At 64.9% G+C, this 26,305-nt stretch carries 23 protein-coding genes and 1 tRNA gene; 11 read left to right on the forward strand and 13 right to left on the reverse strand.

Features of this window, described 5'->3' with window-relative positions:
* Positions 1-2: 2 nt before the first annotated feature.
* Entirely contained in the window at positions 3-2,069 is a 2,067-nt protein-coding gene (locus FMM02_RS07170; RefSeq protein WP_147495013.1) for a S9 family peptidase, read from the reverse strand.
* A 173-nt stretch (positions 2,070-2,242) separates the two neighbouring features.
* On the opposite strand from FMM02_RS07170, the gene FMM02_RS07175 reads away from it, so the two are divergent.
* Positions 2,243-4,042 carry an aminopeptidase P family protein gene (locus FMM02_RS07175; RefSeq protein WP_147494206.1) on the forward strand — a complete coding sequence of 600 codons (1,800 nt, stop codon included), beginning with the start codon at positions 2,243-2,245 and terminating at the stop codon, positions 4,040-4,042.
* Between the two features lie 82 nt (positions 4,043-4,124).
* Here FMM02_RS07175 and FMM02_RS11445 read toward each other — a convergent pair whose 3' ends face one another.
* Positions 4,125-4,253: a hypothetical protein gene (locus FMM02_RS11445; RefSeq protein ID WP_281288857.1), complete on the reverse strand. Its 129-nt coding sequence runs from the start codon at positions 4,251-4,253 to the stop codon at positions 4,125-4,127.
* 91 nt (positions 4,254-4,344) lie between these two features.
* Between FMM02_RS11445 and FMM02_RS07180 the strand changes: the two genes are divergently transcribed.
* The 4 genes from FMM02_RS07180 (at position 4,345) to pepN (ending at position 9,031) form a co-directional block, all read left to right on the forward strand.
* Positions 4,345-4,419, forward strand: a tRNA-Thr gene (locus tag FMM02_RS07180).
* 51 nt (positions 4,420-4,470) lie between these two features.
* On the forward strand, positions 4,471-5,475 hold the full coding sequence (locus FMM02_RS07185) for a threonine aldolase family protein (RefSeq protein ID WP_147494207.1): 1,005 nt from the start codon (positions 4,471-4,473) through the stop codon (positions 5,473-5,475).
* Positions 5,472-6,416 (forward strand): DMT family transporter, encoded by a 945-nt coding sequence (locus tag FMM02_RS07190; RefSeq protein WP_246104745.1) that lies wholly within the window; start codon positions 5,472-5,474, stop codon positions 6,414-6,416. Before FMM02_RS07185 ends, FMM02_RS07190 begins: the two co-directional genes overlap by 4 nt.
* 11 nt (positions 6,417-6,427) lie before the next feature.
* Positions 6,428-9,031 (forward strand): aminopeptidase N, encoded by a 2,604-nt coding sequence (pepN, locus tag FMM02_RS07195; RefSeq protein ID WP_147494208.1) that lies wholly within the window; start codon positions 6,428-6,430, stop codon positions 9,029-9,031.
* Between the two features lie 109 nt (positions 9,032-9,140).
* Here the strand turns inward: pepN and FMM02_RS07200 are convergent, their stop codons facing one another.
* The 4 genes from FMM02_RS07200 to FMM02_RS07215 are packed head-to-tail and all read right to left on the reverse strand — an operon-like array spanning position 9,141 to position 12,576.
* Positions 9,141-9,740 carry an ABC-type transport auxiliary lipoprotein family protein gene (locus FMM02_RS07200; protein WP_147494209.1) on the reverse strand — a complete coding sequence of 200 codons (600 nt, stop codon included), beginning with the start codon at positions 9,738-9,740 and terminating at the stop codon, positions 9,141-9,143.
* On the reverse strand, positions 9,737-10,690 hold the full coding sequence (locus FMM02_RS07205; RefSeq protein WP_147494210.1) for an MlaD family protein: 954 nt from the start codon (positions 10,688-10,690) through the stop codon (positions 9,737-9,739). Before FMM02_RS07205 ends, FMM02_RS07200 begins: the two co-directional genes overlap by 4 nt.
* Positions 10,691-10,696: 6 nt before the next feature.
* Positions 10,697-11,476, reverse strand: coding sequence for an ABC transporter ATP-binding protein (locus FMM02_RS07210; protein WP_147494211.1), 780 nt, complete (start codon positions 11,474-11,476; stop codon positions 10,697-10,699).
* On the reverse strand, positions 11,473-12,576 hold the full coding sequence (locus FMM02_RS07215; RefSeq protein ID WP_147494212.1) for an ABC transporter permease: 1,104 nt from the start codon (positions 12,574-12,576) through the stop codon (positions 11,473-11,475). Before FMM02_RS07215 ends, FMM02_RS07210 begins: the two co-directional genes overlap by 4 nt.
* A gap of 91 nt (positions 12,577-12,667) precedes the next feature.
* Here FMM02_RS07215 and FMM02_RS07220 point away from each other — a divergent pair, with 91 nt between their 5' ends.
* Genes FMM02_RS07220 through FMM02_RS07230 form a run of 3 tightly spaced genes read left to right on the forward strand, consistent with a single transcriptional unit; the run spans position 12,668 to position 15,224 of the window.
* Positions 12,668-13,798 carry a CDP-alcohol phosphatidyltransferase family protein gene (locus tag FMM02_RS07220; RefSeq protein ID WP_147494213.1) on the forward strand — a complete coding sequence of 377 codons (1,131 nt, stop codon included), beginning with the start codon at positions 12,668-12,670 and terminating at the stop codon, positions 13,796-13,798.
* Positions 13,795-14,562: an NTP transferase domain-containing protein gene (locus tag FMM02_RS07225; RefSeq protein WP_147494214.1), complete on the forward strand. Its 768-nt coding sequence runs from the start codon at positions 13,795-13,797 to the stop codon at positions 14,560-14,562. The genes FMM02_RS07220 and FMM02_RS07225 overlap by 4 nt, the downstream gene beginning before the upstream one ends.
* Entirely contained in the window at positions 14,559-15,224 is a 666-nt protein-coding gene (locus tag FMM02_RS07230) for an HAD family hydrolase (RefSeq protein WP_147494215.1), read from the forward strand. The genes FMM02_RS07225 and FMM02_RS07230 overlap by 4 nt, the downstream gene beginning before the upstream one ends.
* Here FMM02_RS07230 and FMM02_RS07235 read toward each other — a convergent pair.
* Genes FMM02_RS07235 through lgt form a run of 7 tightly spaced genes read right to left on the reverse strand, consistent with a single transcriptional unit; the run spans position 15,193 to position 21,389 of the window.
* Positions 15,193-15,492: a hypothetical protein gene (locus FMM02_RS07235; RefSeq protein ID WP_147494216.1), complete on the reverse strand. Its 300-nt coding sequence runs from the start codon at positions 15,490-15,492 to the stop codon at positions 15,193-15,195. The genes FMM02_RS07230 and FMM02_RS07235 overlap by 32 nt on opposite strands.
* A gap of 5 nt (positions 15,493-15,497) precedes the next feature.
* Positions 15,498-16,796, reverse strand: a complete 1,299-nt coding sequence (locus FMM02_RS07240; RefSeq protein ID WP_246104746.1) for a cystathionine gamma-synthase family protein — start codon at positions 16,794-16,796, stop codon at positions 15,498-15,500.
* Between the two features lie 25 nt (positions 16,797-16,821).
* Positions 16,822-18,225, reverse strand: a complete 1,404-nt coding sequence (locus FMM02_RS07245) for an SLC13 family permease (protein ID WP_147494217.1) — start codon at positions 18,223-18,225, stop codon at positions 16,822-16,824.
* Positions 18,226-18,260: 35 nt separating this feature from the next.
* Complete coding sequence (gene pgeF, locus FMM02_RS07250) at positions 18,261-19,028, reverse strand: peptidoglycan editing factor PgeF (RefSeq protein ID WP_147494218.1); 768 nt, start codon at positions 19,026-19,028, stop codon at positions 18,261-18,263.
* On the reverse strand, positions 19,025-19,537 hold the full coding sequence (locus tag FMM02_RS07255; RefSeq protein WP_147494219.1) for a GNAT family N-acetyltransferase: 513 nt from the start codon (positions 19,535-19,537) through the stop codon (positions 19,025-19,027). The genes pgeF and FMM02_RS07255 overlap by 4 nt, the downstream gene beginning before the upstream one ends.
* Positions 19,534-20,511 carry a class I SAM-dependent methyltransferase gene (locus FMM02_RS07260; RefSeq protein ID WP_342782490.1) on the reverse strand — a complete coding sequence of 326 codons (978 nt, stop codon included), beginning with the start codon at positions 20,509-20,511 and terminating at the stop codon, positions 19,534-19,536. Before FMM02_RS07260 ends, FMM02_RS07255 begins: the two co-directional genes overlap by 4 nt.
* A complete protein-coding gene (gene lgt / locus FMM02_RS07265; protein WP_147495017.1) occupies positions 20,508-21,389 on the reverse strand; it encodes a prolipoprotein diacylglyceryl transferase in 882 nt (293 codons plus the stop codon). The genes FMM02_RS07260 and lgt overlap by 4 nt, the downstream gene beginning before the upstream one ends.
* Positions 21,390-21,472: 83 nt before the next feature.
* On the opposite strand from lgt, the gene FMM02_RS07270 reads away from it, so the two are divergent.
* The 3 genes from FMM02_RS07270 to hemH are packed head-to-tail and all read left to right on the forward strand — an operon-like array spanning position 21,473 to position 26,273.
* Positions 21,473-23,140, forward strand: a complete 1,668-nt coding sequence (locus FMM02_RS07270) for a class I adenylate-forming enzyme family protein (protein ID WP_147494220.1) — start codon at positions 21,473-21,475, stop codon at positions 23,138-23,140.
* Positions 23,141-23,142: 2 nt separating this feature from the next.
* A complete protein-coding gene (locus FMM02_RS07275; RefSeq protein WP_147494221.1) occupies positions 23,143-25,269 on the forward strand; it encodes a molybdopterin cofactor-binding domain-containing protein in 2,127 nt (708 codons plus the stop codon).
* Positions 25,269-26,273: a ferrochelatase gene (gene hemH / locus FMM02_RS07280; RefSeq protein ID WP_147494222.1), complete on the forward strand. Its 1,005-nt coding sequence runs from the start codon at positions 25,269-25,271 to the stop codon at positions 26,271-26,273. Before FMM02_RS07275 ends, hemH begins: the two co-directional genes overlap by 1 nt.
* Positions 26,274-26,305: the final 32 nt, after the last annotated feature.

Raw genomic sequence — 26,305 nt, forward strand, 5'->3', positions numbered from 1 at the left:
GCTCAATCGCCGATTTGTGTAAGAACAAACGTATAGGCTTCCGCCACTTCAAAGAGCGAATTCCACCGGCCCGACTTGCCGCCATGGCCGGCGCCCATGTTCATCTTCATCAGCAGTAGGTTGTCGTCGGTCTTGGTGGCACGCAGCCTTGCAGTCCATTTCGCCGGTTCCCAATAGGTCACGCGCGGGTCGGTGAGGCCGCCGGTGATCAACATCGGCGGATAGGCCTGGGCGGTGACATTATCATAGGGGCTGTAGCTCTTCAGTAGCTTGAATGCCTCCGCGTCGCTGATCGGGTTGCCCCATTCTGTCCATTCGCCGGGGGTCAGCGGGAGGGTATCGTCAAGCATCGTGTTGAGCACATCGACGAAGGGCACGTCGGCGACGACCGCGCCGTAAAGCTCGGGCGCCTGGTTGACGATCGCACCCATCAGCTCGCCGCCGGCCGATCCGCCCTGCGCCGCGACACGGCCGGGCTTGGCATAGCCTGCATCGATCAGCCCCCGGGTGACGTCGACGAAGTCGTTGAACGTATTGGCACGCTTCTTGAGCTTGCCGTCGAGGAACCATTGATAGCCAAGGTCGTCGCCGCCGCGGATATGGGCGATGGCATAGGCGAAGCCGCGGTCGACCAGGCTCAGCCTGCTGGTCGAAAAGCTTGGCGGAATGGCATAGCCATAGGCGCCATACCCATAGACGAAGAGCTTTCCGGTCCCGTCCTTCTTCATGTCTTTGCGACGCAGGATGGAGACGGGGACTTTGGCGCCGTCGCGGGCAGTCACCATCATCCGTTCGGTGACATAGAGCGACGGATCATAGCCCGACGGGATTTCCTGGACCTTGCGGACTTCCAGCTTCTTCGAGGCGGGATGGTAGTCGTAAACGGTCGCGGGCGTGACCATCGATGAATAGCCGAGGCGATAGCTTTGAGGGGCATATTCCGGATTGCCGGAAAAGCCCGCGCTGTAACTGGCTTCGGCGAAGGGAACCCGCTCCTCGCGGCCGGAGGTATAATCGCGCAGCACCAGCTGGTCGAGACCGTCTACCCGGCTGGTGATCAACAGATGGTCGCGGTGCGAGGTGATGCCGCGAAGGTAGGTGCGGTCACTTCCCGCCACCACCTCGGTCCATTCGCCCGGCGTCCGGGGATCGGCGGTGGCGATGCGGAAGTTGACGTGCTTGTCGTTGGTAAGAATCCACAGCTTGCCATGGGCGGCGTCGACTTCATACTGGACGTCGGCCTTGCGCGGCCGGACCAGCAGCTGGGGCGCGGTCGGATTGTCGGCGGGGACGAGGCGGACTTCGTTCGACGAATTATTGCCGGTCGCGATGATGATAAGGCTATCGTCGGTCGACCGGTCGACTCCCACTGAAAAGGCGATGTCTTCCTTTTCCTCGTAAAGCGTCACGGCCTTGGCGGGATTGTCGCCGACGCGGTGGTAACGGGCGCGGTAGCTGCGCCACTGGTCGTTGACCTCGGTGAACACCAGGCCCTTGCTGTCGCGGGTCCAGACCGGATTGCCGATGCCGACCTCGGTCACCGTTTCGATGTCCTTGCCGCTGGCAAGGTCGCGAACGACCAGTTTGAACCGTTCCGAACCGTCATCGTCGACCAGCGTGGCCAGCCGCTTGCCGTCGGGGCTGACCGAAAAGGCGCCAAGACGGAAATAATCCTTCCCTTCGGCCTCGGCGTTTTCGCTGAAGATCAGCGTGTCGGCCCCGCCGCCAACGGGCTTGCGATACCAATCGCGATATTGCGTTCCTTCCTTGAACGCCGACCAGTAGAGCCAATCGCCATCCTTGATCGGGACCGAGGCGTCATCTTCCTTGATGCGCCCCTTCATCTCTTCAAACAAAGTGTCGGTGAGCGCCTTGTGCGGCGCCATTGCCGCTTCGAAGTAGGCGTTTTCCGCCTTCAAATAGGCCAGCACGTCGGCGTCATCGACCTTCGGATAATCCTTGTCGCGAAGCCAGGCGAACGGATCCTCGACCCGGATCCCGTGCCGCTCATAGCTGAAGGGGCGCTGCTCGGCCTTGGGCGGGGGAGGGAGGGTCGATGCGTGGTTCATGGTCGCTTTCTGGGCAAGGGCGGAGGTCGATGCGAGGGAGGTGGCGGTCAGCGCCAACGCAACAGCGATGCTTTTCATCGGCGCAGTCAAGCAAGCCGAACCCGTCGCGTCCAGCGCAAAAGGGCGCTAGAGGGATGCAGCCCTTTCTGCTTGCCATCAAATAGGTTTTCCCAATGTCCAGCTATGCCGATCGTCTCGCCGCCCTTCGTCAGCAACTCAAGGCCGACCGCCTCGACGGTTTCGTCGTTCCGCTGACCGACGAACATATGAGCGAATATGTCGGCAGCTATGCGCAGCGGCTCGAATGGTTGACCGGGTTCAAGGGCTCGGCCGGAAGCGCCGTCGTGCTGCCGGAAGAAGCGGCGATCTTCATCGACGGACGCTATACGGTCCAGGTCCGCCAGCAGGTCAGCGCGACCGAGTGGAGTTTCCAGTCGGTCCCCGAAACCAGCGTCGCCAAATGGTTGCAGGAAAATGCCCCCAACGGTGCCCGGATCGGCTACGATCCCTGGCTGCACACCGCCGAATGGGTGAAGCAGGCGACCAAGTCTCTGGCCGCACGCGGCGCCGAACTGGTCGCGGTGGGCCGAAACCCGATCGACAAGGTTTGGGCGGACAAGCCCGATCCCAGCAAGGCGCGGCTGGTGGTCCAGCCGGAAGAATTGGCTGGGAAACCTTCCGCGGCGAAGCGGCACGACATGGCCGACTGGCTGGCGAGCGAGGGTGCGGACGTCGCCGTCCTGGCGGCGCTCGATTCGATAGCCTGGACCTTCAATGTGCGGGGCGCCGACGTTGATCACACGCCCGTCGCGCTGGCCTTTGCGCTGGTGCACAAGGATGGCACCGCCGACCTGTTCGTCGATGGCGACAAGGTGGGTGAAGATGTGCGCGCCCATCTCGGTAATGGCGTGCGTCTGCATGAACGATCGGCATTCGAGGATGAACTGACGGCGCTGGGCGGAAAGCTGGTCGCGGTCGACCCGGAACGGTCAGTGGCCGCGATCGCCCAGGCGCTGGAGCAGGGCGGCGCGCGGATTCTTGCGCGCCGCGACCCGGCGGTGTTGCCCAAGGCGACGAAAAATCCCGCAGAGATCGCCGGCCACAAAGCCGCCCAGGCGCGGGACGGCGCGGCGGTTTCCCGTTTTCTTAAATGGGTCGAGGAGGAGGCGCCCGGCGGCGGGGTCGATGAAATGATCGCCGCCGAAAAGCTGCTGTCGCTTCGTCACGAGCATGGCGACCTCAAGGATTTGTCGTTCGACACCATTTCTGCGTTCGGTCCTAACGGGGCGCTGCCGCACTATAAGGGTACCGCCGAATCCAACCTGCCGTTCACCCCGGGCACGCTCTATCTGGTTGACTCGGGCGGCCAGTATCGGGACGGGACTACCGACATCACCCGGACCGTGCCGATCGGCCAGCCGACCGCGGAGATGATCGATCGTAACACCCGCGTCCTGCAGGGCCATATCGCCATCGCCACCGCCATTTTCCCTAAGGGAACGCGGGGGTCCCAACTCGACAGCTTCGCCCGGCGACCGCTGTGGGAAGCCGGCTGCGACTATGCCCATGGCACTGGCCATGGCGTCGGCGCATTCCTTGCGGTCCATGAAGGGCCGCAGCGCATCTCGCCGGTCGGAAGCTCCCAGTCGGGCGGCGATGAGCCGCTTCAGCCCGGCATGATCCTGTCCAACGAACCGGGCTATTACAAGGACGGCGAATATGGCATCCGGATCGAGAATCTGGTGCTGGTCGTCGAACGGCCGGTGGCTGGCGGCGATAAGGAAACGCTCGGGTTCGAGACGCTTACCTTCGTTCCCATCGACCGCCGCCTAATCGACGTTGCGATGCTTTCGGACCGGGAACTCGAATGGCTCAACAATTATCATGCCGAGGTGCTGGCCAAGATCGGCCCTCAGCTCGCGGGGGAAGATAAATCATGGCTGGAAAGGCAATGCGCGCCGCTCGTCCGCTAGGACTGGTGGCACTAGGCTGGGTCTTGGCCTGCCTCTATCTGCTTGGTCCAAGGGTTGCGGTAAACCGCGGCCTGGACCTTGGCTATTCGCTGGCCGGCTGGGTCGGCTCGCTCTTTTCCTGAGGTTCGCGGGCCTGAGCCTTGCGCCTGCGCAGATTTTCGCGAAGCGCCGCTGCAAGCCGCTCGGCCTTGTCCTTGTCTGCCTTGGTCATGCGCGATGCGCTAATATTCGCGCCGCGCGGGCGCAAGCGGGTTGACGGGCGGCAAGGGCTCGGCCATAGGCCCGCCCGTCTTCTCCGACATGCTGCCGTAGCTCAGTGGTAGAGCGCATCCTTGGTAAGGCTGAGGTCGTGAGTTCAATCCTCACCGGCAGCACCATTTTCCCCAGTCGAGATTGACGCCCCGCGCGGCGGGAGCCATGCGCGGGCAATGCGCTTCTTCTCCGACAATGCCGCCGCGGTCTGCCCGCAAGTCTTGCAAGCGCTCGGCGACGCAAACCGGCTCGATACCGCCTACGACGGCGATCAATGGTCCGCCCGGCTGGATGATGCCTTTTCCAACCTGTTCGAGACCCCGGTTCGCGCGCTTTGGGTGAGCACGGGAACAGCGGCCAATTGCCTTGGTCTTGCGGCGCTGTGTCCGCCGCATGGGGCGATCCTGTGCCACGAGTTCGCGCACATCGAGCAGGACGAGGCCGGTGCGCCCGGCTTCTTTACCCATGGCGCCAAGCTGACGCTGCTTCCCGGCGCGGGCGCGAAGATAGATCCGGACGCGGTCGAGGAGGCCTGCGGGCGGGTCCGCGCCGACGTTCACCAGGTGCAGCCGGCAGCGCTCAGCATTACCAATGCCACCGAATATGGGCTGAGCTACAGGCCAGCCGAGGTCGCCGCGCTGGGCGCCGTTGCCCGCCGCCACGGACTTGCCTTTCACATGGATGGCGCCCGCTTCGCCAACGCCATTGCCTTCACAGGTTCGGATCCGGCTGACGTCACTTGGCGTGCAGGCGTTGACGTACTGTCGTTCGGCTTCGTCAAGAACGGCGGGATGAACGCCGAGGCGCTGATCTTCTTCGATCCCGCGAGGGCCGAGGTCGTGCCGCGGCTGCGCAAGCGCGCCGGGCACCTCCAATCAAAGGGCCGCTATCTTGCGGCGCAGCTTCTGGCGATGCTCGAGAACGGGTTGTGGCTCGACAACGCCCGCGCCGCCAACGCGGCTGCCACCGCGCTGGCCGAAGCTGCGGGCCATGACCGGCTGGTTCATCCCGTCGAGGCCAATGAATTGTTCGTTCGCATGACGGCCGACGAGGCCGCGGCGATTCGCGCCCAGGGATTCGATTTCTATGACTGGGCGCCCGGAGAAGTCCGGTTGGTGACCAGCTGGGACCAGGACATGGCAGCCGTCGGCCGGCTTGCCGACGCGATCCGCGCGCTGTGAACGCAGGGTCCGTCGAGGGGCCGCGGATCGACGCGTCGATCATCATCCCCTTTGCCATTTTCACCATTGTCTGGGGATCGACCTGGATCATCATCCGCGACCAGATCGGTAGCGTCCCGCCGCAATGGTCGGTCGCCTATCGATTTGCCATTGCCGCGATCGCGATGGCGCTGGTCGCACGCTGGAAGGGCCAGTCCCTCAAGGCTGACCGCGGCATGCTGATCGCGGCGACGGTGCTTGGCGTCACGCAGTTCAGCGTCAATTTCAACAGCGTCTATCTCGCCGAACAATATATCACGTCGGGCGTGGTCGCGACGGTCTTCGCGCTGCTGCTGATCCCCAACAGCCTCCTTGCCTGGGCGTTCCTCGGGCAAAGGCCCAGTCGCCGGTTCCTTGTGGCCGGCCTCGTCGCCGTTGCCGGCGTTGGCCTGCTGTTCATCCATGAACTTCGCTCGAGCCCCGTCGCTTCGCGCCACATCGCAACCGGCCTGGGCCTCACGCTGCTCGGACTGCTCGGTGCGTCGGCGGCAAATGTTTACCAGGCTGGGGATCGGGCGCGGCGCTACCCGTTGCTCGCCCTGCTCGCCTGGTCGATGGCCATTGGCGCAGTGCTCGATGCCGCGCTGGCCTTTATCGTGGCGGGGCCGCCGGTGGCCGAAGCGCGCATCGGCTATTGGGCCGGTGTCCTCTATCTCGCCCTGTTCGGGTCAGTGCTGTGTTTCGCCCTCTATTTCCCGGTCGTCCGCAAGATCGGGCCGGGCAAAGCGGCCTATTCCAGTGTTCTCGTGCCGATCATCGCGATGGCGCTGTCGACCCTTTTCGAAGCGTATCGCTGGAGCCCGCTGGCTATTGCCGGAGCGGTGCTGTCGCTCGGCGGAATGCTCCTTGCACTTGCCAGACGGCGGCGTCCAATGCTTGTGACCGCGCCCGACGCCGCCTAGACGGGCAGGCCATGTCCGATACTTTGGTCCACCCCGAAGCTCCGGCCGCGCCCGAGCATGTCGCCATCCACCGCAAGGATTATCGCCCGCCCGACTGGCTGGTGCCCAGCATCGCGCTTGAAGTCGATCTGGACCCGCAACGGACGACGGTGCGATCCCGGCTTATGGTAACGCGGAACGGCGACCATGGCCGGGCGCTGCGCCTTGCGGGAGACGAGCTAACGCCTCTTGAGGTTCGCGTCGACGGCGATGACGCGGACTGGGTGATGGACGGCAATGACCTGGTTGTGACCATCGAGCGCGACCGGGCGGAAGTCGAAACCACCGTCGCGCTCGTCCCTGCCGCCAATACGAAGCTGATGGGCCTCTACGCGTCCGGCGGAATCCTGTGCACGCAATGCGAAAGCGAAGGCTTCCGGCGGATCGCCTTCCATCCGGACCGGCCAGACGTTCTGTCGGTCTATTCGGTGAGGATGACCGCCGACCGTGCCTGTTTCCCGGTGCTGCTTGCCAACGGCAACCTGGTCGCGGCGGGCGAGGCCGGGGGGGGACTCCATTGGGCCCAGTGGGATGATCCCTTCCCCAAGCCCAGCTATTTGTTCGCGATGGTCGCAGGCGACCTCCAGCCCAACCGCGACCGCTTCACGACGATGAGCGGGCGCGAGGTCGAACTCGCGATCTGGGTTCGCCAGATCGACTTGCCGAAGACCGCCCATGCCATGGCCAGCCTCAAGGCTGCAATGCGCTGGGACGAGGAAACTTATGGGCGCGAATATGACCTCGACCTGTTCAACATTGTCGCGGTCGACGATTTCAACTTCGGGGCGATGGAGAACAAGGGCCTCAACATCTTCAACTCGCGCTACGTGCTTGCCGATCAAGACACGGCGACCGACAGCGACTTCGACAATATTGCCGGGGTGGTGGCCCATGAATATTTTCACAATTGGTCGGGCGACCGGGTTACCTGCCGCGACTGGTTCCAGCTTTCGCTGAAGGAAGGCTTCACGGTCTTTCGCGACCAGAGCTTTTCGGCCGACATGGGGTCTGCGGCGGTCAAGCGGATCGACGATGTCCGTGTGCTGCGCGCCGCCCAGTTTCCCGAAGATGCCGGACCGCTTGCCCATCCGGTGCGTCCCGAAACCTATATCGAGATCACCAACTTTTATACCGCGACGGTTTATAACAAGGGCGCCGAGCTGATCCGCATGATGCGGACGATCCTCGGCGACGAGGCGTATCGCAAGGGAAGCGATCTCTATTTCGACCGGCATGACGGCCAGGCCGCGACCTGCGAGGATTTCGTCCGGGCGATGGAGGATGCAAGCGGCGTCGACCTAGGCCAGTTCCGCTTATGGTACAGCCAGGCGGGCACTCCGCTTGTAGACGCGCGGCTCAGTCATGATCGCGACGCGGCCACAGCGACGCTGGAGCTTTCGCAATCGATCCCGGACACGCCCGGTCAGACCGGCAAGGCGCCGATGCTGCTGCCGCTGCGGACCGCATTGATCGGATCGGACAGCGGTGAGCCGATAGGGGAGGAGCGGCTGATCCTGCTCGGCACGGCGACGACGACGGTGCGTTTCGATGGCGTCACCGAACCGCCGCTTCTGTCCATCAACCGCGATTTTTCGGCGCCCGTGAACCTTCGGGTCGAGCGGCGCGATGGGGAGCTTGAGCGGCTCGCGGAAGTCGACCCTGATCCCTTCGCGCGATACGAGGCCGGGCAGGAGTTGATGTACCGCGTTCTGCTCGCCGGCGCATCGGGCGAAGCGGCCGATACCGCCCCGGTCATTGCCGCTGCGCGCGGGACTCTTGTCTCCGACACGCTCGATCCCGCCTTCAAGAGCGAGGCGCTGAGCCTGCCCGCCGAGAGCCTGATTGGCGATCGGATGCAGTGGGTGGACCCGGAGGCCATCCATCGCAGTCGCGATACGCTCCGCAGCGCGATCGGCAGCGAGCTGGGCGAACTGCTCGCCGCAGCCCAGGCCGTTGGCGCCGCGGGCCATGATCTGTCCCCCAAGGCCAAGGGGATTCGTCGGCTGAGGTCGGTGGCACTGTCCTTGATGGCGGCGGGGGACCCGCTGCGCGGCGCGGCCGCGGCCAAGGCGCAGTTCGATCTGGCCGATAATATGACCGACAGGCAGGGCGCGCTGCTGGTGCTTGCCAGCCTAGATTCGCCGGAACGGGAAGCGGCGTTCGATGCCTTTTACATACGCTATCGCGATGACAGCCTGGTCCTGGACAAATGGTTCGCCCTCCAGGCCGCGGCGCAGCGGCTGGACACGATCGAGGTGGTCGAAAAATTGGCGTCGCATCCCGACTTCACAGTCCGCAATCCCAACCGGTGGCGGGCATTGGTCGGCAATTTCGCGGCCAACCAATGGTGTTTCCACGACCCGTCAGGCCGGGGCTACCGTTTCCTCGCCGACATGATCCTGGGCGTCGACCGGATCAATCCGCAAGTCGCGGCACGGCAAGTGTCGAGCCTGGGCCGCTGGCGACGGCTGGAGCCGGTCCGGGCAGCGTTGATGCAGGCCGAACTGGAGCGGATCGTGCAATCGCCCGGACTTAGCCGGGACGTGTTCGAACAGGCATCGAAAAGCCTGGCCTAAAGCGTGGCGATAGGTCCAACGTACCGGTTGGCGCGATAAGCGAAGAAGGCTGCGATCAGGACCGCCGCGATTAGCAGCAAGGCGAACAGGGTGGCGCGGCGTTCGCGTTTCATACCCCGCCGATCCACTGCGCAACCTCGGCGGCGACGCGGTTGGCGGCGCTGTTGAGCGCCGGGCCGACGCTCGCGGCGGTGCCGTCGGCCGGCTCGCGCGCCTCAAAGCGGCGGGTGCGGACGGCGCTTCCTCCATTTGCAGAGACGGTGGCGTCATAGCGAACCAGAACCGCATTTTCCTGCGAGTCGAAGCCAAAGCGGCTGAGGTTGCCGGTCACCGTCAGCCCCGGATCGAGGTTGGACTGGCGCGGGTCGAGTACCACCCGGTTGGTCGTGCGGGTCACCGTCTCAGCGACCAGATCCTGAAAAAGCTTGTCGGGTCGATCGACCCAGGTGAGGTCCTTCACATAGGCAATGGCAATCGGGCCGGACTGGACCGGCACTCGGGTGGTGCGAAGCGCCTCGGGAATGACCGGGACGTCAATCGTCACGGATTCGCCCACCGATGCGGTGCGGTTGATGCTGGGCGGGGCCGCCGCCGCCGGGGTTAGCGTGAGCAGCCACGCCGGGGTCTTGGCGCCGCCGCCCAACAAGGCGCATCCGCCAAGCGACAGGGCGATGGCGGCCGAGGCCATGATACGGGACAGTCGGATCATTGAGATTTCCCAGGTTTATAGTCGGGCAGCTTTTTCGGCCCCAGTGCGCCTCCGATACCATCCTCGTCGAGCCGCTCCGAGAATCCCTGGAGCGAGGTCGACAGGTCGCGCAAGTCGCGGACCAGCCGATTGGCCTCCGGAAGCGTGTTCTTGCTGAAATTCTGGATCCCGGGCCGGGCGTCGGCGATCACCGCGTCGAGATTCTCTGCGGCCTGCTGGACCGAGGCGATCGCCTTGCGCAGGTCCTCGGCTGCCGGTCGCCCTTGCTCGTTGACCAGTCGGTTGGTGCTGTCGGCGAGCACGCCGACACGCTGAGCAGCGATCCCGGCGTTGCGCGCCGCGATGCGGGCATCGCCAATGGCGTCGGCCAGGTCCGGCGCGCGCTGGGCCAACACATCGGTGGTCTTTTCGACGTTCTCGAGGATGTCGGACACCGCATTCTGGTTACGGTCGCTGAGCAATTCGGTCAGCCGCTCGGTCAGCCGCTGGATGCGGTCGATCAGTTCCGGCGCGCTGTTGAGCAGGGCGCCTAGCCCGCCGGAACTGGCAGGCACGACCGGGCAACCTTGCGGCCCGACCTGGGTCAGCGGGCGGGCGCCCTTGACTGCACCTTCCAGCGCAATCTCGCTGACGCCGGTGAAGCCCACACCTTTGATCTGCGCCGTGGTTCCTTGAAGGATCGGCGTCTGGGCATCGACATTGATCCGTACCCAGACGAATTCGGGCCGGTCAGGCAAGAGGCTGATCTGTTCGATCTGGCCGACCGGCACGCCCTGGAAATTGACCTGGCTACCCTTATTGAGACCGCCGACCCCCTGGGTGAAATAAATGTCGAAACATTTGGTGGCCTTGTTTGAAAGGCCGGCAAGCCAGACGATGAAGATCAGCAGGCCCACCAGCAGCGCCAGCGTGACCGAACCGACCAGCACATGGTTCGACCGCGTTTCCATAAGGCGTTAGTGCCCCTTCAAGCCAGCCACGGCGGCGCGTCCGCGCGGCCCGTTAAAATATTCTTGAATCCAAGGATGGTCCAAGGCGAGCAATTCTTCAATCGTCCCCACTGCAATTACCTTGCGGTCGGCGATTACCGCCACGCGGTCGCAGATCGCCCACAGAGTGTCGAGGTCGTGGGTAATCAGGAAAACGGTCAGGTCGAGCTTTTGCTTCAATCCTTCGATCAGCTCGTCAAAGGCAGCGGCGCCTATCGGGTCGAGACCGGCGGTGGGTTCATCGAGGAACAGCAGCTCGGGGTCGAGCGCAAGCGCCCGCGCAAGGCCCGCACGCTTGCGCATGCCGCCGGACAGTTCCGAGGGGAATTTCGGCCCGGCGTTCGCGGGAAGGCCCGACATGGAAATCTTGTAGCTTGCGATCTCGTCAAGCAGCGGCTCCTTGATGAACGGGAAATATTCCCGGATCGGAACCTCGACATTCTCGGCGACGGTCAGGGTAGAAAACAGCGCGCCGTTCTGGAACAGGACACCCCAGCGCCGCCGGATATTCTTCGCTTCGTCCTCGTCGCGGGCGATCATATTCTCACCGAGCACCCGGATCTCGCCCGCGTCGGGCGTCTGCAACCCGATAATCGAACGCATCAGGACCGATTTGCCGGTGCCCGATCCGCCGACCACGCCGAGGATTTCTCCGCGCTGGACGTCGAGGTTCAACCCTTCATGGATAACCTGATCGCCGAAACTGTTCCTGAGATCGCGGATCGCGATGATCGGCGCTTCGCTCATATCCACCCGACCTGGGAAAAGAAGACCGCGAACACGGCGTCGATAACGATGACCATGAAGATCGACTGGACCACAGCGGCGGTGGTGCGCGTGCCGACCTCTTCGGAATTGCCTTGAACCAGCATGCCCTGGAAACAGCCGGCCAGCGCGATGATGAAACCGAACACTGGGGCCTTGATCAGGCCGACCCAAAGGTCGCTGACCGGAACCACTTCCTGAAGCCGCTGGACATAGGTCAGCGGCGGAATCCCAAGGTCGATCCAGACATAGATGCCGCCGCCGAGCAAGCTCATCAGCATGGCGTAAAACGCCAGCAGCGGCATCATCACCACCGCGGCAAGCAGGCGCGGCACGACCAGCGCCTCGATCGGCGACACGCCAATGGTGCGCATCGCATCCACTTCCTCGGTAATTTTCATCGTGCCGATCTGCGCGGCAAAGGCCGAACCGGACCGACCGGCGACCATGATCGCGGTCATCAGCGTGCCCAGTTCGCGCACGGTAATCCGGCCGATGAGGTTGATCGTATAGACCTCTGCCCCGAACTGCTGGAGCTGGACAGCGCCCTGCTGGCCGACGACGATGCCGATGAGGAAGCTCATCAGGCCGATGATGCCCAGCGCGCGAACGCCGACCAGGTCGAACCGCTGAACCACGGCATTGACGCGAAAGCGCTTGGGCCGACGAATTATCGCTGCGAACGACAGAAGGACAGCGCCAAGGAAGCCGATCAGGCCGACCGTGGTCCTGCCCGCGTCGGCCACCCATCCACCCAGTTCGTCGAGTGTCCGGGTCATCGCCGGCCGCTGGTCGGGGCGGACCTTGGCCGGATTGTCGGCCTCTGCGACCTGCTTCAGCAGCGCGTCGGTGTCCGCGCTTGCCCCGGTCACACGCGCCCCGCGATCGCGGACGGTCCGGTAGATCAACCAGGCTCCGACCGTGTCGATTTTCTCGACCCCGCTAAGGTCGATGGTGAGCGGATCGGGTATCGCTTCCAGCTCGCGCTGGGTCGAGGCGGCGCGTGAAATCGTCAGCGAACCGACGCAGCGGTACAGCTGGTCGTCGCTTTCTTCATTGGTTGTGGTCGACTGAGCCCCCATGGGCCGGAACCCTGCGCGAAATCGCTGAAGGCGGCAAGAGCAAGGCGATTGCCACTTTGTTGCCAGAGTTGATGCCTTATAGCGCGACAGAATGACAAGCGGCGGTTCCGGGGGCGAGAAGCCAATCTTCCTGACGGTCGGGACCAACCCGGCACGAGCGTTCGGCATGGATGCCGAGGCGCGGGCCAATGCGCTTGCGGTCAAGGCGGGGCTGGAACCCGCAGCCGAGCGGCTGGAGGGGCGCTCGACCGTCTACGCCGATCTCAACTGGGCATGGGACCCTGAATGGCTACGAACCCTGGCCGGTTCGCCGGGAAGTGTCCTAACCAAGGACGGAAAGGCGGTCATCGCCCATTTGCCCGCCGGAGCGGATGGGGCGCCAATCCATGCCGCGATGCAATCGGGCGCAGCCTATCAGGGGGCGTTGGCCAGGATCGACGCCGATAGCGCCGACATAAGCTACCAGAAGCTTCGCAAGCGCGACCGACCATTCGTCATGCGGCTCGATCCCGCTGATCTCGCACCGGTCGAGCGGGCCTCCTACGATGCCAGCTACAAGGGCGTGACCGATGCGTTGACCCTCTATCTGTGGCGGCGGCCGGCGTTTTACCTGACCCGTTGGGCCGCGCAGGCTGGAATGACCCCGAACCAGGTCACGCTGATCGGCGCAATCCTGTGCGTTGCCGCCTTTTTCCTCTTCTACCATGGCTGGTATTGGACCGGGATCATCGCCGGCTTCGGTTTCATGGTGCTCGATACGGTCGACGGAAAGCTGGCTCGCTGCACCGGCCAGTCGTCGAAATGGGGCAACATCTTCGACCATGGCACGGACCTCGTCCATCCGCCCTTTTGGTGGTGGGCCTGGGCGGAAGGGCTGGAGGCCTATGGCCGCCCGCTTGAGCGGGTCTACGAACTGTTGATCGTTGGCACGATCGTGTTCGGCTATGTCGCGCAGCGGCTGATCGAAGGCATTTTCATGCGCCGCTTCGGCATGCACATCCATGTCTGGCGACGAATCGACAGCCGTTTCCGCCTGATCACGGCCCGGCGCAATCCCAACATGGTGATCCTCGTCGCTTCTCTGCTGATCATGCGGCCGGACCTCGGCATCGAGCTGGTTGCCGCCTGGACGATCCTGTCGCTGATCTTCCACTGGGTGCGGCTGGCACAGGCAAATGCCTGCCGCGACCGGGGGCGCCCGGTTACCAGCTGGCTGGCATGACCGGCTGGACCGCGCTGGTCCTGGCCGGTTCGCGGCCCGGACCCGACCCCTTCGCCGCGGCCCATGGCACCGATCTCAAGGCGCTTATCCCGCTTGGCGGAATGCCGATGGTCCAGCGCCCTGTCGCTGCGTTGCTGGCGGCGGGCAACATCGCGCGCGTTCGCGTCCTCGCCCAGCAACCGCACCGGATCGCCACTGTCCTACCCAAGGACGACCGGCTGACGGTCGAGCCGTCGGGTCCGACCATCGCTACCACGATCGAGGCGATCATTGCCGATCCCTCGACCCGTTTTCCCTTGCTGGTGACCACTGCCGATCATGCCTTGCTCGACAGTGCGATGATCGCGGACTTCATCTCCAAGGCGGGCACCGCCGACGTCGCCATCGGGATGGTCGAGCGCAAGGCGCTGACGGCCCGGCTGCCGGCGACCAGGCGAACCTGGCTCCGGTTTCGCGGAGGCGCCTATTCGGGCGCCAATCTCTTTGCGCTGGGCGGACCGGGAGCGGGGCGGGCGATCGCGCTGTGGCGATCGGTTGAGCAGGATCGCAAGAAGGGTTGGCGGATGGTCGCCGCCCTGGGACCGGCCGTTCTCGCCGGGACGCTGCTCCGCCTGCTGACGCTCGACCAGATCCTGGAGCGTGTCGGCCGCCGCCTCGGCCTAAGCTTGCGCAAGGTGGAGCTCGCCAATCCGCTGGCGGCAGTGGACGTCGACAAGCCCGCGGACCATGAATTGGTGACCGCTATCCTCGAAGGCCGCGCATGACCGATTTCGCCATTTACGACATGGACCGGACGGTGACCCGGCGGGCGACCTACACGCCCTTCCTGCTTCATTGCGCAACGCGACGCGCGCCGTGGCGACTGCTGCTGTTGCCGTTGGTGGCCCTGTCGATGCTAGCCTATGTCGCCAAGCTGATCGATCGCGGCCGGTTGAAGGAAATCAACCATCGCCTGCTGCTTGGCCACAACCGTCATCCCGCCGAGCTGAAGCCGTTGGTGGATAGTTTCGCGCAGGCTGTTCTGGAGACCAATGTCCGCCCCGGTGCGCGCGCGGCGATCGCCCGGGACAAGGCCGAAGGGCGGCGGGTCGTGATGGCCACCGCAAGCTACCGTTTTTACGCCCGGGAGATCGCCGAGCAGCTCGGTTTCGACGATTGCATCGGTACCAATTCGATCCTCGGCCTGGACGAACGGGTCCATGCCAAGATCGACGGGCAGAATTGTTACGGTCCGGCCAAGCTAGTGATGGTTGAACAATGGCTCGCTGAGAGCGGGCTGGAGCGCGGACATGTCCGCTTCTATTCGGACCATGCCAGCGACGCGCCGGTGTTCGAATGGTCGGACGAGCCGGTTGCGGTCAATCCGCACGACCGGCTGCGCAAGCTCGCGGCCGCTAGGAAGTGGCGGACGGAGGATTGGGGCTAGGATCGGCAAGCCCGACCTTGGCGGCTTTCCAGTCCCAGATGCCGATCCCGGCGAGGATGAGCGGGACGGACCAGGCCCCGACCATCTTGGCGGTGACCAGTCCGGCCGCGACGATTCCAAACGTCACCTTCTTGTCGAGCAGCAGCTTGATCGAACGTCCGCACGCGCGGCAGTCGAACGGCTTGTTGCGCATGCCAGTCACCCGGCTGAACGGAATCGGCATGCCGCAGGCGGGACACTCCCCGCGCGCAACCTTGTCGCTGGCCATGCCGCTCAGACCGCGTCCAGCGCGTTGGCGAAGTCGGCAATCAGATCCTCGGCCTTTTCGACCCCGATCGAAATCCGGACGAGGTTGTCGCTGATGCCCAGTGCTGCCTTGCGTTCGTCGGGTACAGACAAATGCGTCATCGCGGCCGGGGCGCTGGCGAGTGTCTCGGTACCGCCCAGGCTGACGGCGAGCTTGGCGATCCGCAGGGCGTCGAGAAAGCGGAACGCTTCGGCCTCGCCGCCCTTCAGATAGAGTGAGAAGGTCGAGCCGGCTCCGCTGCAGTGACGGTCGAAGATGTCCTTCTGGCGCGATCCTTGCTCGAGGAACCCGAGGTAGCCGACTTTTTCAACCTTCGGGTGGTCGCGGAGGAATGCGCAGACTTTTTCGGCATTCTCGCCCGCGCGGCTCATGCGCAGTTCCAGCGTCTCGAGGCTGCGCATCAGCATCCAGGCGGTATTGGGATCGCAAATCCCGCCCATCGGGTTGCGAATCAGTCGGACCTTGTTGAGGACTGCCTTCGATCCCACCAGCGCGCCGGCGACGAGGTCGCTGTGGCCGCCAACATATTTGGTCAGCGAATAGACCGATACGTCCGCACCCTGCGCGAGCGGCTTCGCCCACAGCGGGCCGAGGAAGGTGTTGTCGATGGCGATCGGCGGCAGTTCTCCGTCGAACGCGGCGGCGCGGGCGGCGTGAACCGCCTCAACGTCGACCAGCGCATTGGTCGGGTTGGCCGGGCTTTCGAGGTAGATCATGGCGACCTTGCCGCCCTTTTCGGCGGCCATCGACTTGGCCTTGGCCATAACGCTGTCCAGCTCTTCGCGCGACGCGCCGGCAGGAAAGTCGACATATCCGACGCCGAACCGCGCCATGATCTTGTCGATCACGCTTTCGGTCGCGGCATAAAGCGGACCCGAATGCACGATCACGTCATTCTGGCCGGCAAGCGCAAGCACCAGGGTCGAGATTGCGGTCATGCCGCTTGAGAAGCTCAGGGCCGCTTCGGCATCCTCCCAGATGGCGAGGCGATCCTCGAGGATTTCCTGGTTAGGGCCGTTGAAGCGCGAATAGACGAGACCCGCGGCCTTGCCCGAACCGTCGCTCCTGCCCGTAATTCCCTCGAAAAAGCGCTTCCCTTCCGCTGCATTCTGGAAAACGAAGGTCGAGGTGAGGAAGATCGGCGGCTTCAGGCTGCCCTCTGACAGCGAGGGGTCGAATCCATGGCCCATCATCAGGGTCGACGGATCGAGCTTATGGTTGCCGATATGGGTTTCGGCGTCCTTGGGGCGGCGGCTTTCGGTCACTCGGATTCTCCTATCTGTCGCGCCACTAGCCCAACAACAGGGCGATAAGCCACACAATCCCGACCATCAGCGGGACACCGGCGAGGTCGAGCAAGAGGCCGGCCTTGAGCATGCGCGGCAACGCGATGTGGCCGGTCGCCCAGGCGATCGCGTTGGGACCAGTTCCGGACGGCAGCATGAACCCCCAACTGGCCGCCCATGCGGCGGGCAGGGCAAGAAGGATCGGATCGACGCCCGTCGCGGCGATCACTCCGGCGACAACCGGAATGATAGCGCTGGCCGCCGCGACATTCGACGCGAATTCGGTGATGAGGACGACCAGTGCAACGAGAACCAGCGCGACGATTACCGGATCGATGGTCTTGAGCGGCTGCAACGCGACGCCTAGCCAGTCGCCGAGACCGGACGCGCCGATGCCGGCGGCCAGTGCCAGCCCGCCGCCAAACAGCAGGATCACCGCCCAAGGCGCCCGATTAGCCTCATCCCAGTTGAGTAGACCCCGTCCACTGCCGTCGGGGATTACGAACAACAGGAGGCCCGCGGCAATCGCGATGGTCCCGTCGGTCACCGAATCCCTGGGGAGCAGTGGCGTTACCAGGGGGAGCGCGATCCACGCCGCTAGCACCAGTCCGATCAGCGGAACGAGCCGGCGCTCGGCCGTCGACCAGGGTCCCGCTTCGCCAATCGCGGCGATGGCCTTGGCGGCGACGAAGTCGGTCGGTTGGACCCGCTGGACGCGCATCAGGATCCACCAGCACAGCGGGATCGACAGGATTACCAGCGGCAGGCCGTAGGTCGCCCATGTCAGGAAGGTGATGCGAAGCCCGGTCGATTGTTCGATGATCCCCGCAGCGATCGCGTTGGTCGGCGAGCCCACGAGCGTCCCAAGCCCGCCGATCGACGCCGAGAAGGCTATTCCCATCGCCAACGCCCCGGCAAACCCCTGGCTATGGCCGTCGGGAATGTCCGCAGCCTTGATCAGGGCGACGGCTATCGGGATCATGATCAGCGTGGTGGCGGTGTTCGACACGATCATCGAAATGATCGCGGTCGACGCCAGGAAGGCAAAAAGCATCGCGCCCGGCGACTGTCCGCCGCGCCGGATGATGGCCAGCGCCAGCCGGCGATGGAGGCCGGTTCGCTCGATCGCCAGGGCGATGAAGGCGCCGCCCAGCACCAAAAACAGGATCGGCGAATAATAAGTGGCGGCGGTATCGCCCGCGTTCATGATCCCTGCCAGCGGGAAGGCGAGGAAAGGGATCAGCGCCGTCGCGGTCAGCGGCAGCGCCTGCGTCATCCACCAGGTCGCCATCAGCGTGACGATCGCGCAGGTCCGCCACGCGGCCAGCGGCATGTTGGCGGGCGCCGGAAGAAGCAGCATCAAAAGGAAGGCGGCAAGCCCGCCCCACAATCCCCAACGTGCGGCCATCGATGATCCTCCCCGCCGCGTTGATGGCAGAGGGTTCAGGCCGGGGCCAGAGCGATCAGCGAGATTTGCCGGCCATAGTCGGGCTCGCCGCGATGGGTGGCTCGCCGGAAACTGTAGAAACGGTCCGCCAAGACGTAGGTGTCCAGGCCGACCGCTTCGATCCGGCGCACGCCGGCGGCGGCGAGGCGTGCGACGACGTAGGCTTCCAGGTCGAAGCGCGGCCGGTCGCCGGGCCCGCTGGACAGGAAGCGCTCGTTGCTCTCATCAGCGGTGAGCAGCCGGTCCGCGAAGTCATGGTCGACCTCGTAGGACGAGCGGGCGATGCACGGGCCGACCGCCGCCGCGATCCGCTCGATCCTGGCGCCCAGCGACAGCATTGCGGCGATCGTGCGGTCGGTAACCCCTGCGGTAGCGCCGCGCCAACCGGCATGGGCCGCGCCCACTACGCCTGCCTCGGTGTCGGCGAGCAGGACCGGGGCGCAGTCGGCGGTAACGATGCCGAGCAGCAGGCCGGGCCGGTCGGTGACTAGCGCGTCCGCCCTTGGCCGCGGCTGACCCTCATTCGCTTCGCTAACGATCACTGCCTCGGGAGAATGAATCTGGTAGACGCTGGCCAGGCCGCAGCCGGGCAGGACGGCATCGGCGGCGAGGCGGCGGTTTGCGCGGACCGCAGCGGGATCGTCGTTGCTGCCGAGGCCGCAGTTCAGGCCGGCGGCCGGTCCTTGGAAAAGGCCGCCTTCCCGTCCGAAAAAGCCGTGCGCAACGCCCTCCAGCGCAGCGGTGCGGACGATATCGAGGATCATAGCTGCAGCCGCATCACAATGTCTTCGTCGGCATGATCGCCGACCATGAAATGATAGGTTCCCTCGGCTTCGAAGCCGAGCTTTTCGTAGAAGCGGCGGGCGCGGTGATTGTCGGTGAAGACCGACAGATAGAGATGGTCGGCATGCCGTACGCGGGCGCGCTCGATGACCCAGCGAATGAGTTCATGGGCCACGCCGCTGCCTTTCATCTCCTCGATGACATAAAGCTGGCGGAGTTCGGCGGCTTCGCCCCGCGGCTCGAAGGGCAGATGCGGAGGGCCGAGCTTGGCATAACCCACCATCCTGCCGCCCGCCTCGGCGACCTTCACTTCGAACGCCGGATCGCCAAGCTCCTTACGCCAGGCTGCCGGGCTGTGATTCTGAAGGAAGATCGCCAGGTCTTCGGCGCGGTAAAGATGGCCGAACGTCGCGGTGAAGGTTGCCGCGCCGAGTTCGGCCAGCGCTTGCGCATCATCCGTCCGCGCGATGCGGTAGCTGACCCTGCTCATTCGAGGCCCGCCACCGAGGGCCAATCGGGCGCGCGCAATGCGAGGACCTTGAACAGGCGGCCCATCTGTTCCTCGTCGCACAATCGCCGCCGGGCCTCCGCGATGCTTTGCGTGTCGTCGGGATTCTTGGCGGCCAGCGCCATCGCCCGCGCGCCAATGCCGAGCGTTTCCAGCCAGCTGCCCTGGCTCACGATTCGGCTGGCGTCCGCGCCTCCTTTGCGCGCCGCCTCCGCCAGAGCCTTGAAGTCGACGTGGGCGGTAAGGTCCTGCTCGCCCGGGCGGTCGAGGACCAGCGCGTGGCGATGCGCGCGAACAGCCTGGAGCGTGTCACCGCGCTCACCCCCGGCATAGCCATAATCGATGACCAGCGCCGCGCCGCCATGGGTCGCCAGATGCCTGCCTAGCTGTTCCGCCACCTCGGCGCGGGCGGGCGAGGTTTCGACGATTTCGCCGTCCCGGTCGAAAGCCATCGTGCCGCCCGCGAGAATGACTCGACGTTCCCGATCCCCGACGAACTGCCGGACGGGAAGCGCGTCGAAGAATTCGTTGGCGGCCAGCAACAGCGGGACCTCTGGCAGCGAATCCAGCGAGTCGTGAAATATCGCCTCGGGCAGCAAGGCGGCCTGTCGTTCGCGCAGCGCTGGGCTCGTCTCGACCAAATGTATCGCGCCTTCGAACCCGACTCGGCGCAACACCCGGGACGCGTCACCCGCCAGCGTCCCACGGCCCGGACCAAGCTCGGCATAAACCGCCTCGACAGGCTTTCCGATCCGGGTCCATACGTCGGCCAGCGCAGCACCCACCATCTCGCCAAACATCTGATGGATTTCCGGAGCGGTGGTGAAGTCGCCGCCCACGCCAAGCGGGTCACGCGTGGCGTAATAATAGGCGTTGCAAGCCGCCATATAGGCTTCGACGCTTAGCGGCCCTTCGATCCTGATGCGGTCGGCAAGGGCGCGACCGAGCGGGGTCACGCGACGCTGGCCGACCCCAACGTCGGCTCGACCCGCACTCGCCGCTTCTTGGCGGTGACCATCAGGTACAGGCCGCCCGCGATCATCGGGATTGTCAGCCACTGTCCCATCTGAAGCCCGCTGTTCGCGGCGAATTCGGCCAGCTGGACGTCAGGTTCGCGCACATATTCAACGCCGAAGCGGAAAATCCCGTAGAAGAAGATGAACGCGCCGACGAGCTTGCCCGGCTGGTAGCGTGCCTCGGTCCGCCAGAACAGGATCGCCAGGATCGCGAACAGAACCAGTCCTTCAAGGCCTGCTTCGTAAAGCTGGCTGGGATGGCGCGGTTCACCCAGGGTGGTGCCGAAGGCGGTGGTTTCCTCGAACCGTATTGCCCATGGCACGTCGCTCGGCGCACCCCACAGCTCCTGGTTCACGAAATTGGCAAGGCGGCCGAAAAACAGGCCGAAGGGCACGCAGCAGGCGACATAGTCGTGGATTCGCAGCCAGGGCAGCTTTTCCTTCCAGGCAAGATAAAGGATTCCGACCGAAGTGCCGATCACCCCGCCGTGGAAGCTCATGCCCCCATCCCACAGCTTCAGGATGTCGAGCGGGTTGTCGAGATAGAAGCCGAGGTTGTAGAACAAGACATAGCCAAGCCTCCCGCCGAAGATGATGCCGAGCGCGGCGTAGAAAACCAGGTCGTCGGCATGGCGGCGGGCCATCGGCGCGCCGGGCTGGCTGAGCAGCTTAAGAAGGTACCAATAGCCGATGAAGATGCCGGCCAGATAGGCGAGGCTGTACCAGCGCAGCTGAAAGAAGCCGAGGTCGAGCGCGACCGGCGACAGGCCGAGATCGGGAAAGGCGATCGCGGCGGTACTGGCAATCGTTGACATCATCACACCCATTTAGCGCTCCCGGGGGTTTCCCTCTGCGATGCCGCCTCATAGGGTGACGTATATAAAAGTCCAAGGAGTGTAGGATGCCGCTGAGCGACCTCGACCGGAAATATGACGCGGTACTGGCCGCGATAACCGGGCCAGGCGGGCAACTGATCCTCGAGGAGGACGACCGGGGCCGGACGATCGTCGGCAATTTCCCGGCAACGCTGCCGCTGTTCTTCAAGACATTCTGCATGCTCAGCGCTGAAGTCGAAGCGGTGATCACCGCCAATCAACGGCTCACCTTTGCGCAACTCGACCAGCTTTCGGACCGCGCGGCGCTTGGCCTGTTGGCACGGGGAATCAAGAAGGGCGACCGGGTCGGCATCGCCATGCGCAATTGTCCCGCCTGGGTCCTGTCCTACATGGCGATCCTTAAGGCGGGTGCGGTCGCGACATTGCTGAATGGTTGGTGGCAGGCCGATGAGCTGCGCCACGCACTGGACATGACGTCACCGACGCTGGTGCTCGCCGATGCGTCGCGCGCCAAGCGCATCGCAGCGACCGGCTGGACGGGCAAGGTGGAAACGCTGGCCATCGAAAGCCCCGCGCAAGAGGCGATGCACAGCCTGCTGGATGCGGCCGAGGATGGCGCCCTGCCCGAAATTGAGCCGGACGATGATGCGACGATCCTGTTCACTTCGGGATCGACCGGCGAGGCCAAGGGCGCGGTGTCGACCCACCGGGCCGTTACGACCGGGGTCTATGCCTATGCAACCAGCCTGATGGTGCTCAAAGGCATATTGGAATCGGAAGGGCGGCCTCCGGCCAATCCTCCCAAAACTCTTGTCGTCGTTCCGCTATTCCACGTCACCGGCGAAGTGCCGGTGCTGCTCAACAGCTTTGTGATTTCGCGCGGGATGGTGCTGATGGCGAAATGGGATGCCAGCGAAGCACTCCGGCTGATCGAAAAAGAGAAGATCACCTATTTCGTCGGCGTGCCGACGATGAGCTTGGAACTGATGAACCACCCAGACCGTGGCAATTACGACCTGTCAACGCTTACGGACATCGCCGCCGGCGGCGCGCCGCGCCCGGTCGCCCATGTCGACCGGCTGCAGAAAAGCTTCCCCGGCGCTCAGCCGGCGCTGGGTTACGGCCTGACCGAGACCAATGCCGTTGGGTGCGGCAATTTCTGGGACAATTATGCCGCCAAGCCGGCCTCGACCGGCCGTGCGCAGAAACCTTATGTCGAGATTGCGATCCTCGGCGAGGGCGGCCGCCATCTGGAATCTGGCGAGCGGGGCGAGATCGCCATAAGATCGGCCGCCAATATCCGCGGCTATTGGAAGAATGAAGCGGCCACGGCCGCGGCGGTCACCGCCGACGGATTCATCCGCACCGGCGACATCGGCTATCTCGACGAGGACGGTTATCTTTTCATCGTTGATCGCAAGAAAGACATCATCATACGCGGGGGCGAGAATATCTCCGCCGCCGAGGTCGAAGCCGCATTATACAGCTGCGAGGGGATCGCCGAGGCGGCCGTGTTCGGGACATCTGATGAGCGGCTGGGCGAGGTTCCGGTGGCGGTGCTCCACCGCCGCGAAGGCAGCAGCATTTCGGAGGAGGATCTTCGCGGATTTCTCGACGGACGCCTTGCGGCATATAAAATCCCCGACAAGATGATCTTCTCCGACGGGCCACTGCCGCGCCTGGGAACCGGGAAGATCGATCGGGTCGCGCTCAAGCAGCGTTACGCCGGCTGACGATGCGCTCCACCGGCGTTACCCGCCGAACCCTGCTGATCGGCGGCGGCGCGGGCGTGGGGCTAATCCTTGCCTATCTCGTCTGGCCGAAGCGGGAAGGCAGCCCGCTCCGCGGCACCGCCAACGAAGCCTTGTTCGGCGCATTTCTCAAGATCGCGCTCGACGGGCGGGTGACGCTGGTCGCGCCGCAGGCCGAGGTCGGGCAAGGCATCTGGACCGGGCTTGCGCAGATCGCCGCCGACGAGCTGGGCGCGGCATGGGAGTCGATGGCCGTCGAACCGGCCCCGCACAATGACGCGAACATCAACAGGCTCGTCGCACGTGAAATCGGCGTGGAAACGCGGATTACCGCCGGTTCCAGCTCGATCCGCGCTTTCGAAGAGCCAGTCCGGTCCACCGCCGCGACGGCTCGCGCACTGCTGTGCGCGGCGGCCGCCGCGCGGTGGAATGTGCGGGCAAGGGAATGCGACACCGCCGGCGGGTTCGTCATCCATGAAGGCAAGCGGCTGGCGTTCGGCGAGGTCGCGGCAGCGGCGGCGGCGATGCGGCCGCCCGATCAGCCAGCTTTTCGGGTGGGTGCCACCAATCGGCTGATCGGCATAGACCTGCCCCGGCTCGATCTTCCCGCCAAGTCCGACGGCAGTCTTCGCTTTGCCGGTGACGTCCGTCTCCCAGGAATGCTGTTTGCGTCTGTGCGGCTGGCACCGCCCCGCGGAAGGCTGGTAGGATTTTCGCGCCAGGCGGGCGAACGGCAGATGGGCCTGGTCGATCTGCTTGCCCGCGACGGCTGGATCGCGGCAATCGGCGATAGCTGGTGGGCCGCCGACCGGGCACTAGCCCGGGCCGCGCCGAAATTCGAAGGTCCTTCCCCGGCCGACCCGCATGTCCTGTTGCAGGACGCGCTGAAAGGGGGCGACGCGATCCGGCTGGTCGATCGCGGCGACTATGATGCGGCAACCGAGGACAGCAGGCCGCTGGCAGCCACCTATTCGGTCGCCGCAACTGCGCATTACGGGCTGGAGCTGCCGGCGGCTGTTGCAAGGTTCACCGGCGAGCGGCTCGAGATCTGGTCGGGCACACAAGTTCCCGACCTGGTTCGCCAGGCGGCCGCCGACGCTGCCCGGCTGAAGGCTTCCGACGTGACCGTTTACGCCATGCCTGTCGGTGACGGATCGGGCCGTGCGGTCGAAGTCGAGGTAGTGGCAATCGCGGTTGAACTGGCCCGGCACACGAAGCGGGCTGTCAGCCTGACGCTGCCACCGGCAACCGCGCAAAACAGCGACCCGGTCCGGCCGCCGGCGATCGCCCGGCTGACTGCGCTGCCTTCCCCGGATGGACGGATTGCCGCCTGGAAAGCGCGAGTGGCCAGCACCTCCGGCCTGCTGGCAAACTTGGCGCGGGCGAAGGGCGGGGAACCGCCAGCCTTCGCTCCGTCCGGCGCGGCGCCGCCGTATGGCATTGACGCCATTCGGGTCGAGGCGATCGATGCCGCACTGCCGATCCGTACGGGCTACATGCGTGGCGGAGACGCCGCGGCCCATATATTCTTTACCGAAAGCTTTATCGACGAGATGGCGCTGGCGATGGGCGCCGAGCCGCTGGCGTTCCGGATCGGCATGCTGGGCGGCGCGACGCGTCTTGCGCGGGCGCTCAGCACCGCCGCCGCCCTCGGCGGCTGGGATGGCGGCGGCCGCGGCAGCACCATGGGCCTGGCCTGCGCCTCGCTTTACGGGTCTCACATCGGCTTGCTCGCCGAAGCGAATATCGGCGCCGACCAGCGGATCGCGGTGAGCCGGCTGGTCGCGGCCGTCGATGCCGGAAGGATGGTCAATCCTGGACTGGTGCGGCAACAGGTCGAGGGTGGCCTGCTCGCCGCGCTGGCCGCTGCGACCATCCCCGCGCCCGAATTCATTGCCGGCATGCCGCGCGCCAGGCCGATGCGCGGCATGGGCTTCGAGCGGCTCGACCAGGTGCCCCGGGTCGAAATCGAACTGATCGCCAATGACGGCCCCGCCGGCGGGGTCAGCGGGCTCGGCATCGCTGTACTCGCGCCTGCCGTCGCCAATGCTATTTACGCAGGGACCGGGCGGCGCTTGCGCAACCTGCCGTTTGACCCGATGAGCGGCTGATGCCTCCCCCTGACCATCCCGCCATTCCAGCGCCCCGGATCGGCGTTTTGCTGATCAACCTTGGCACTCCCGACGCGCCGGACGCGGCTGCTGTTCGGCGCTACCTTGCCGAATTCCTGTCGGATCCCCGCGTCATCGAGATTCCTAGCCTGCTCTGGCAGCCAATCCTTCGGGGGATCATTCTGCGCACCCGACCGCGCAAGAGCGCCCATGCCTATGCCCAGGTCTGGCAGGATGAAGGTTCGCCGCTGGCGGCGATCACCGCGCGGCAATCTCGGGCGCTCCAGGCCAGGCTCGGTGAAACTGTGACGGTCGACTGGGCGATGCGATACGGCAATCCCAGCGTCGTGGCTGCCATTGGCCGGCTGGTCGATGCGGGGGTGACGCGCCTGCTCGCGGCCCCGCTTTATCCGCAATATTGCGCCGCCACGACCGCCAGCGCGATGGACGCGACCTTTGCCGCCATCGCCGCGCGCCGCTGGCAGCCGGCGCTGCGCACGCTGCCGCCTTATTATGACGATCCGCTGCATATCCAGGCACTGCTTGTCAGCCTCAAGTCGCAGCTCGCGGCTCTCGATTTCGCACCGGACCGGCTGTTGCTTAGCTTTCATGGAATGCCGGAGCGGACATTGCGGCTTGGCGATCCCTATCACTGCCATTGCCAGAAGACCGCACGCCTAGTCGGGGAACGGGTCGGCCTGCCGACCGACATTGCCTTCCAGTCGCGGTTCGGCAGGGCCAAATGGCTTGAGCCCGCAACTGACACGGTGCTGAAGGCCTATCCGGAGCAGGGCGTCACCAAAATCGCCATTGCGGCCCCCGGCTTTTCCGCCGACTGCCTGGAAACCATCGAGGAGCTTGGCATTCGCGGGCGCGAGGACTTCCTTGCCGCCGGCGGAACCCATTTCGCGCGGCTAGAATGCCTTAACGACAGCGAACAGGGCATCGACATGCTCGACCGGCTGATCCGACGTGAACTTGCCGGATGGTGGCCCACGCCCTAACCCGGGACAACAGGATAAGGCAGGAGAATGTC

It is taken from the genome of Sphingomonas xanthus (assembly GCF_007998985.1).
In the GTDB taxonomy this organism is placed as follows: Bacteria; Pseudomonadota; Alphaproteobacteria; order Sphingomonadales; family Sphingomonadaceae; genus Sphingomicrobium; species Sphingomicrobium xanthum.

Coding starts and splice junctions, on each gene's coding strand:
- pgeF (WP_147494218.1), bottom strand. CDS start 19,028: ATGATCCTCGATATCGTCCGCACCGCTGCGCTGGAGGGCGTTGCGCAC.
- hemH (WP_147494222.1), top strand. CDS start 25,269: ATGCCTCCCCCTGACCATCCCGCCATTCCAGCGCCCCGGATCGGCGTT.
- lgt (WP_147495017.1), bottom strand. CDS start 21,389: ATGATGTCAACGATTGCCAGTACCGCCGCGATCGCCTTTCCCGATCTC.
- FMM02_RS07245 (WP_147494217.1), bottom strand. CDS start 18,225: ATGGCCGCACGTTGGGGATTGTGGGGCGGGCTTGCCGCCTTCCTTTTG.
- FMM02_RS07200 (WP_147494209.1), bottom strand. CDS start 9,740: ATGATCCGACTGTCCCGTATCATGGCCTCGGCCGCCATCGCCCTGTCG.
- FMM02_RS07270 (WP_147494220.1), top strand. CDS start 21,473: ATGCCGCTGAGCGACCTCGACCGGAAATATGACGCGGTACTGGCCGCG.
- FMM02_RS07175 (WP_147494206.1), top strand. CDS start 2,243: ATGTCCAGCTATGCCGATCGTCTCGCCGCCCTTCGTCAGCAACTCAAG.
- FMM02_RS11445 (WP_281288857.1), bottom strand. CDS start 4,253: ATGACCAAGGCAGACAAGGACAAGGCCGAGCGGCTTGCAGCGGCGCTT.
- FMM02_RS07220 (WP_147494213.1), top strand. CDS start 12,668: ATGACAAGCGGCGGTTCCGGGGGCGAGAAGCCAATCTTCCTGACGGTC.
- FMM02_RS07215 (WP_147494212.1), bottom strand. CDS start 12,576: ATGGGGGCTCAGTCGACCACAACCAATGAAGAAAGCGACGACCAGCTG.
- FMM02_RS07170 (WP_147495013.1), bottom strand. CDS start 2,069: ATGAACCACGCATCGACCCTCCCTCCCCCGCCCAAGGCCGAGCAGCGC.
- FMM02_RS07235 (WP_147494216.1), bottom strand. CDS start 15,492: ATGGCCAGCGACAAGGTTGCGCGCGGGGAGTGTCCCGCCTGCGGCATG.
- FMM02_RS07230 (WP_147494215.1), top strand. CDS start 14,559: ATGACCGATTTCGCCATTTACGACATGGACCGGACGGTGACCCGGCGG.
- FMM02_RS07185 (WP_147494207.1), top strand. CDS start 4,471: ATGCGCTTCTTCTCCGACAATGCCGCCGCGGTCTGCCCGCAAGTCTTG.
- pepN (WP_147494208.1), top strand. CDS start 6,428: ATGTCCGATACTTTGGTCCACCCCGAAGCTCCGGCCGCGCCCGAGCAT.
- FMM02_RS07205 (WP_147494210.1), bottom strand. CDS start 10,690: ATGGAAACGCGGTCGAACCATGTGCTGGTCGGTTCGGTCACGCTGGCG.
- FMM02_RS07225 (WP_147494214.1), top strand. CDS start 13,795: ATGACCGGCTGGACCGCGCTGGTCCTGGCCGGTTCGCGGCCCGGACCC.
- FMM02_RS07210 (WP_147494211.1), bottom strand. CDS start 11,476: ATGAGCGAAGCGCCGATCATCGCGATCCGCGATCTCAGGAACAGTTTC.
- FMM02_RS07275 (WP_147494221.1), top strand. CDS start 23,143: ATGCGCTCCACCGGCGTTACCCGCCGAACCCTGCTGATCGGCGGCGGC.
- FMM02_RS07255 (WP_147494219.1), bottom strand. CDS start 19,537: ATGAGCAGGGTCAGCTACCGCATCGCGCGGACGGATGATGCGCAAGCG.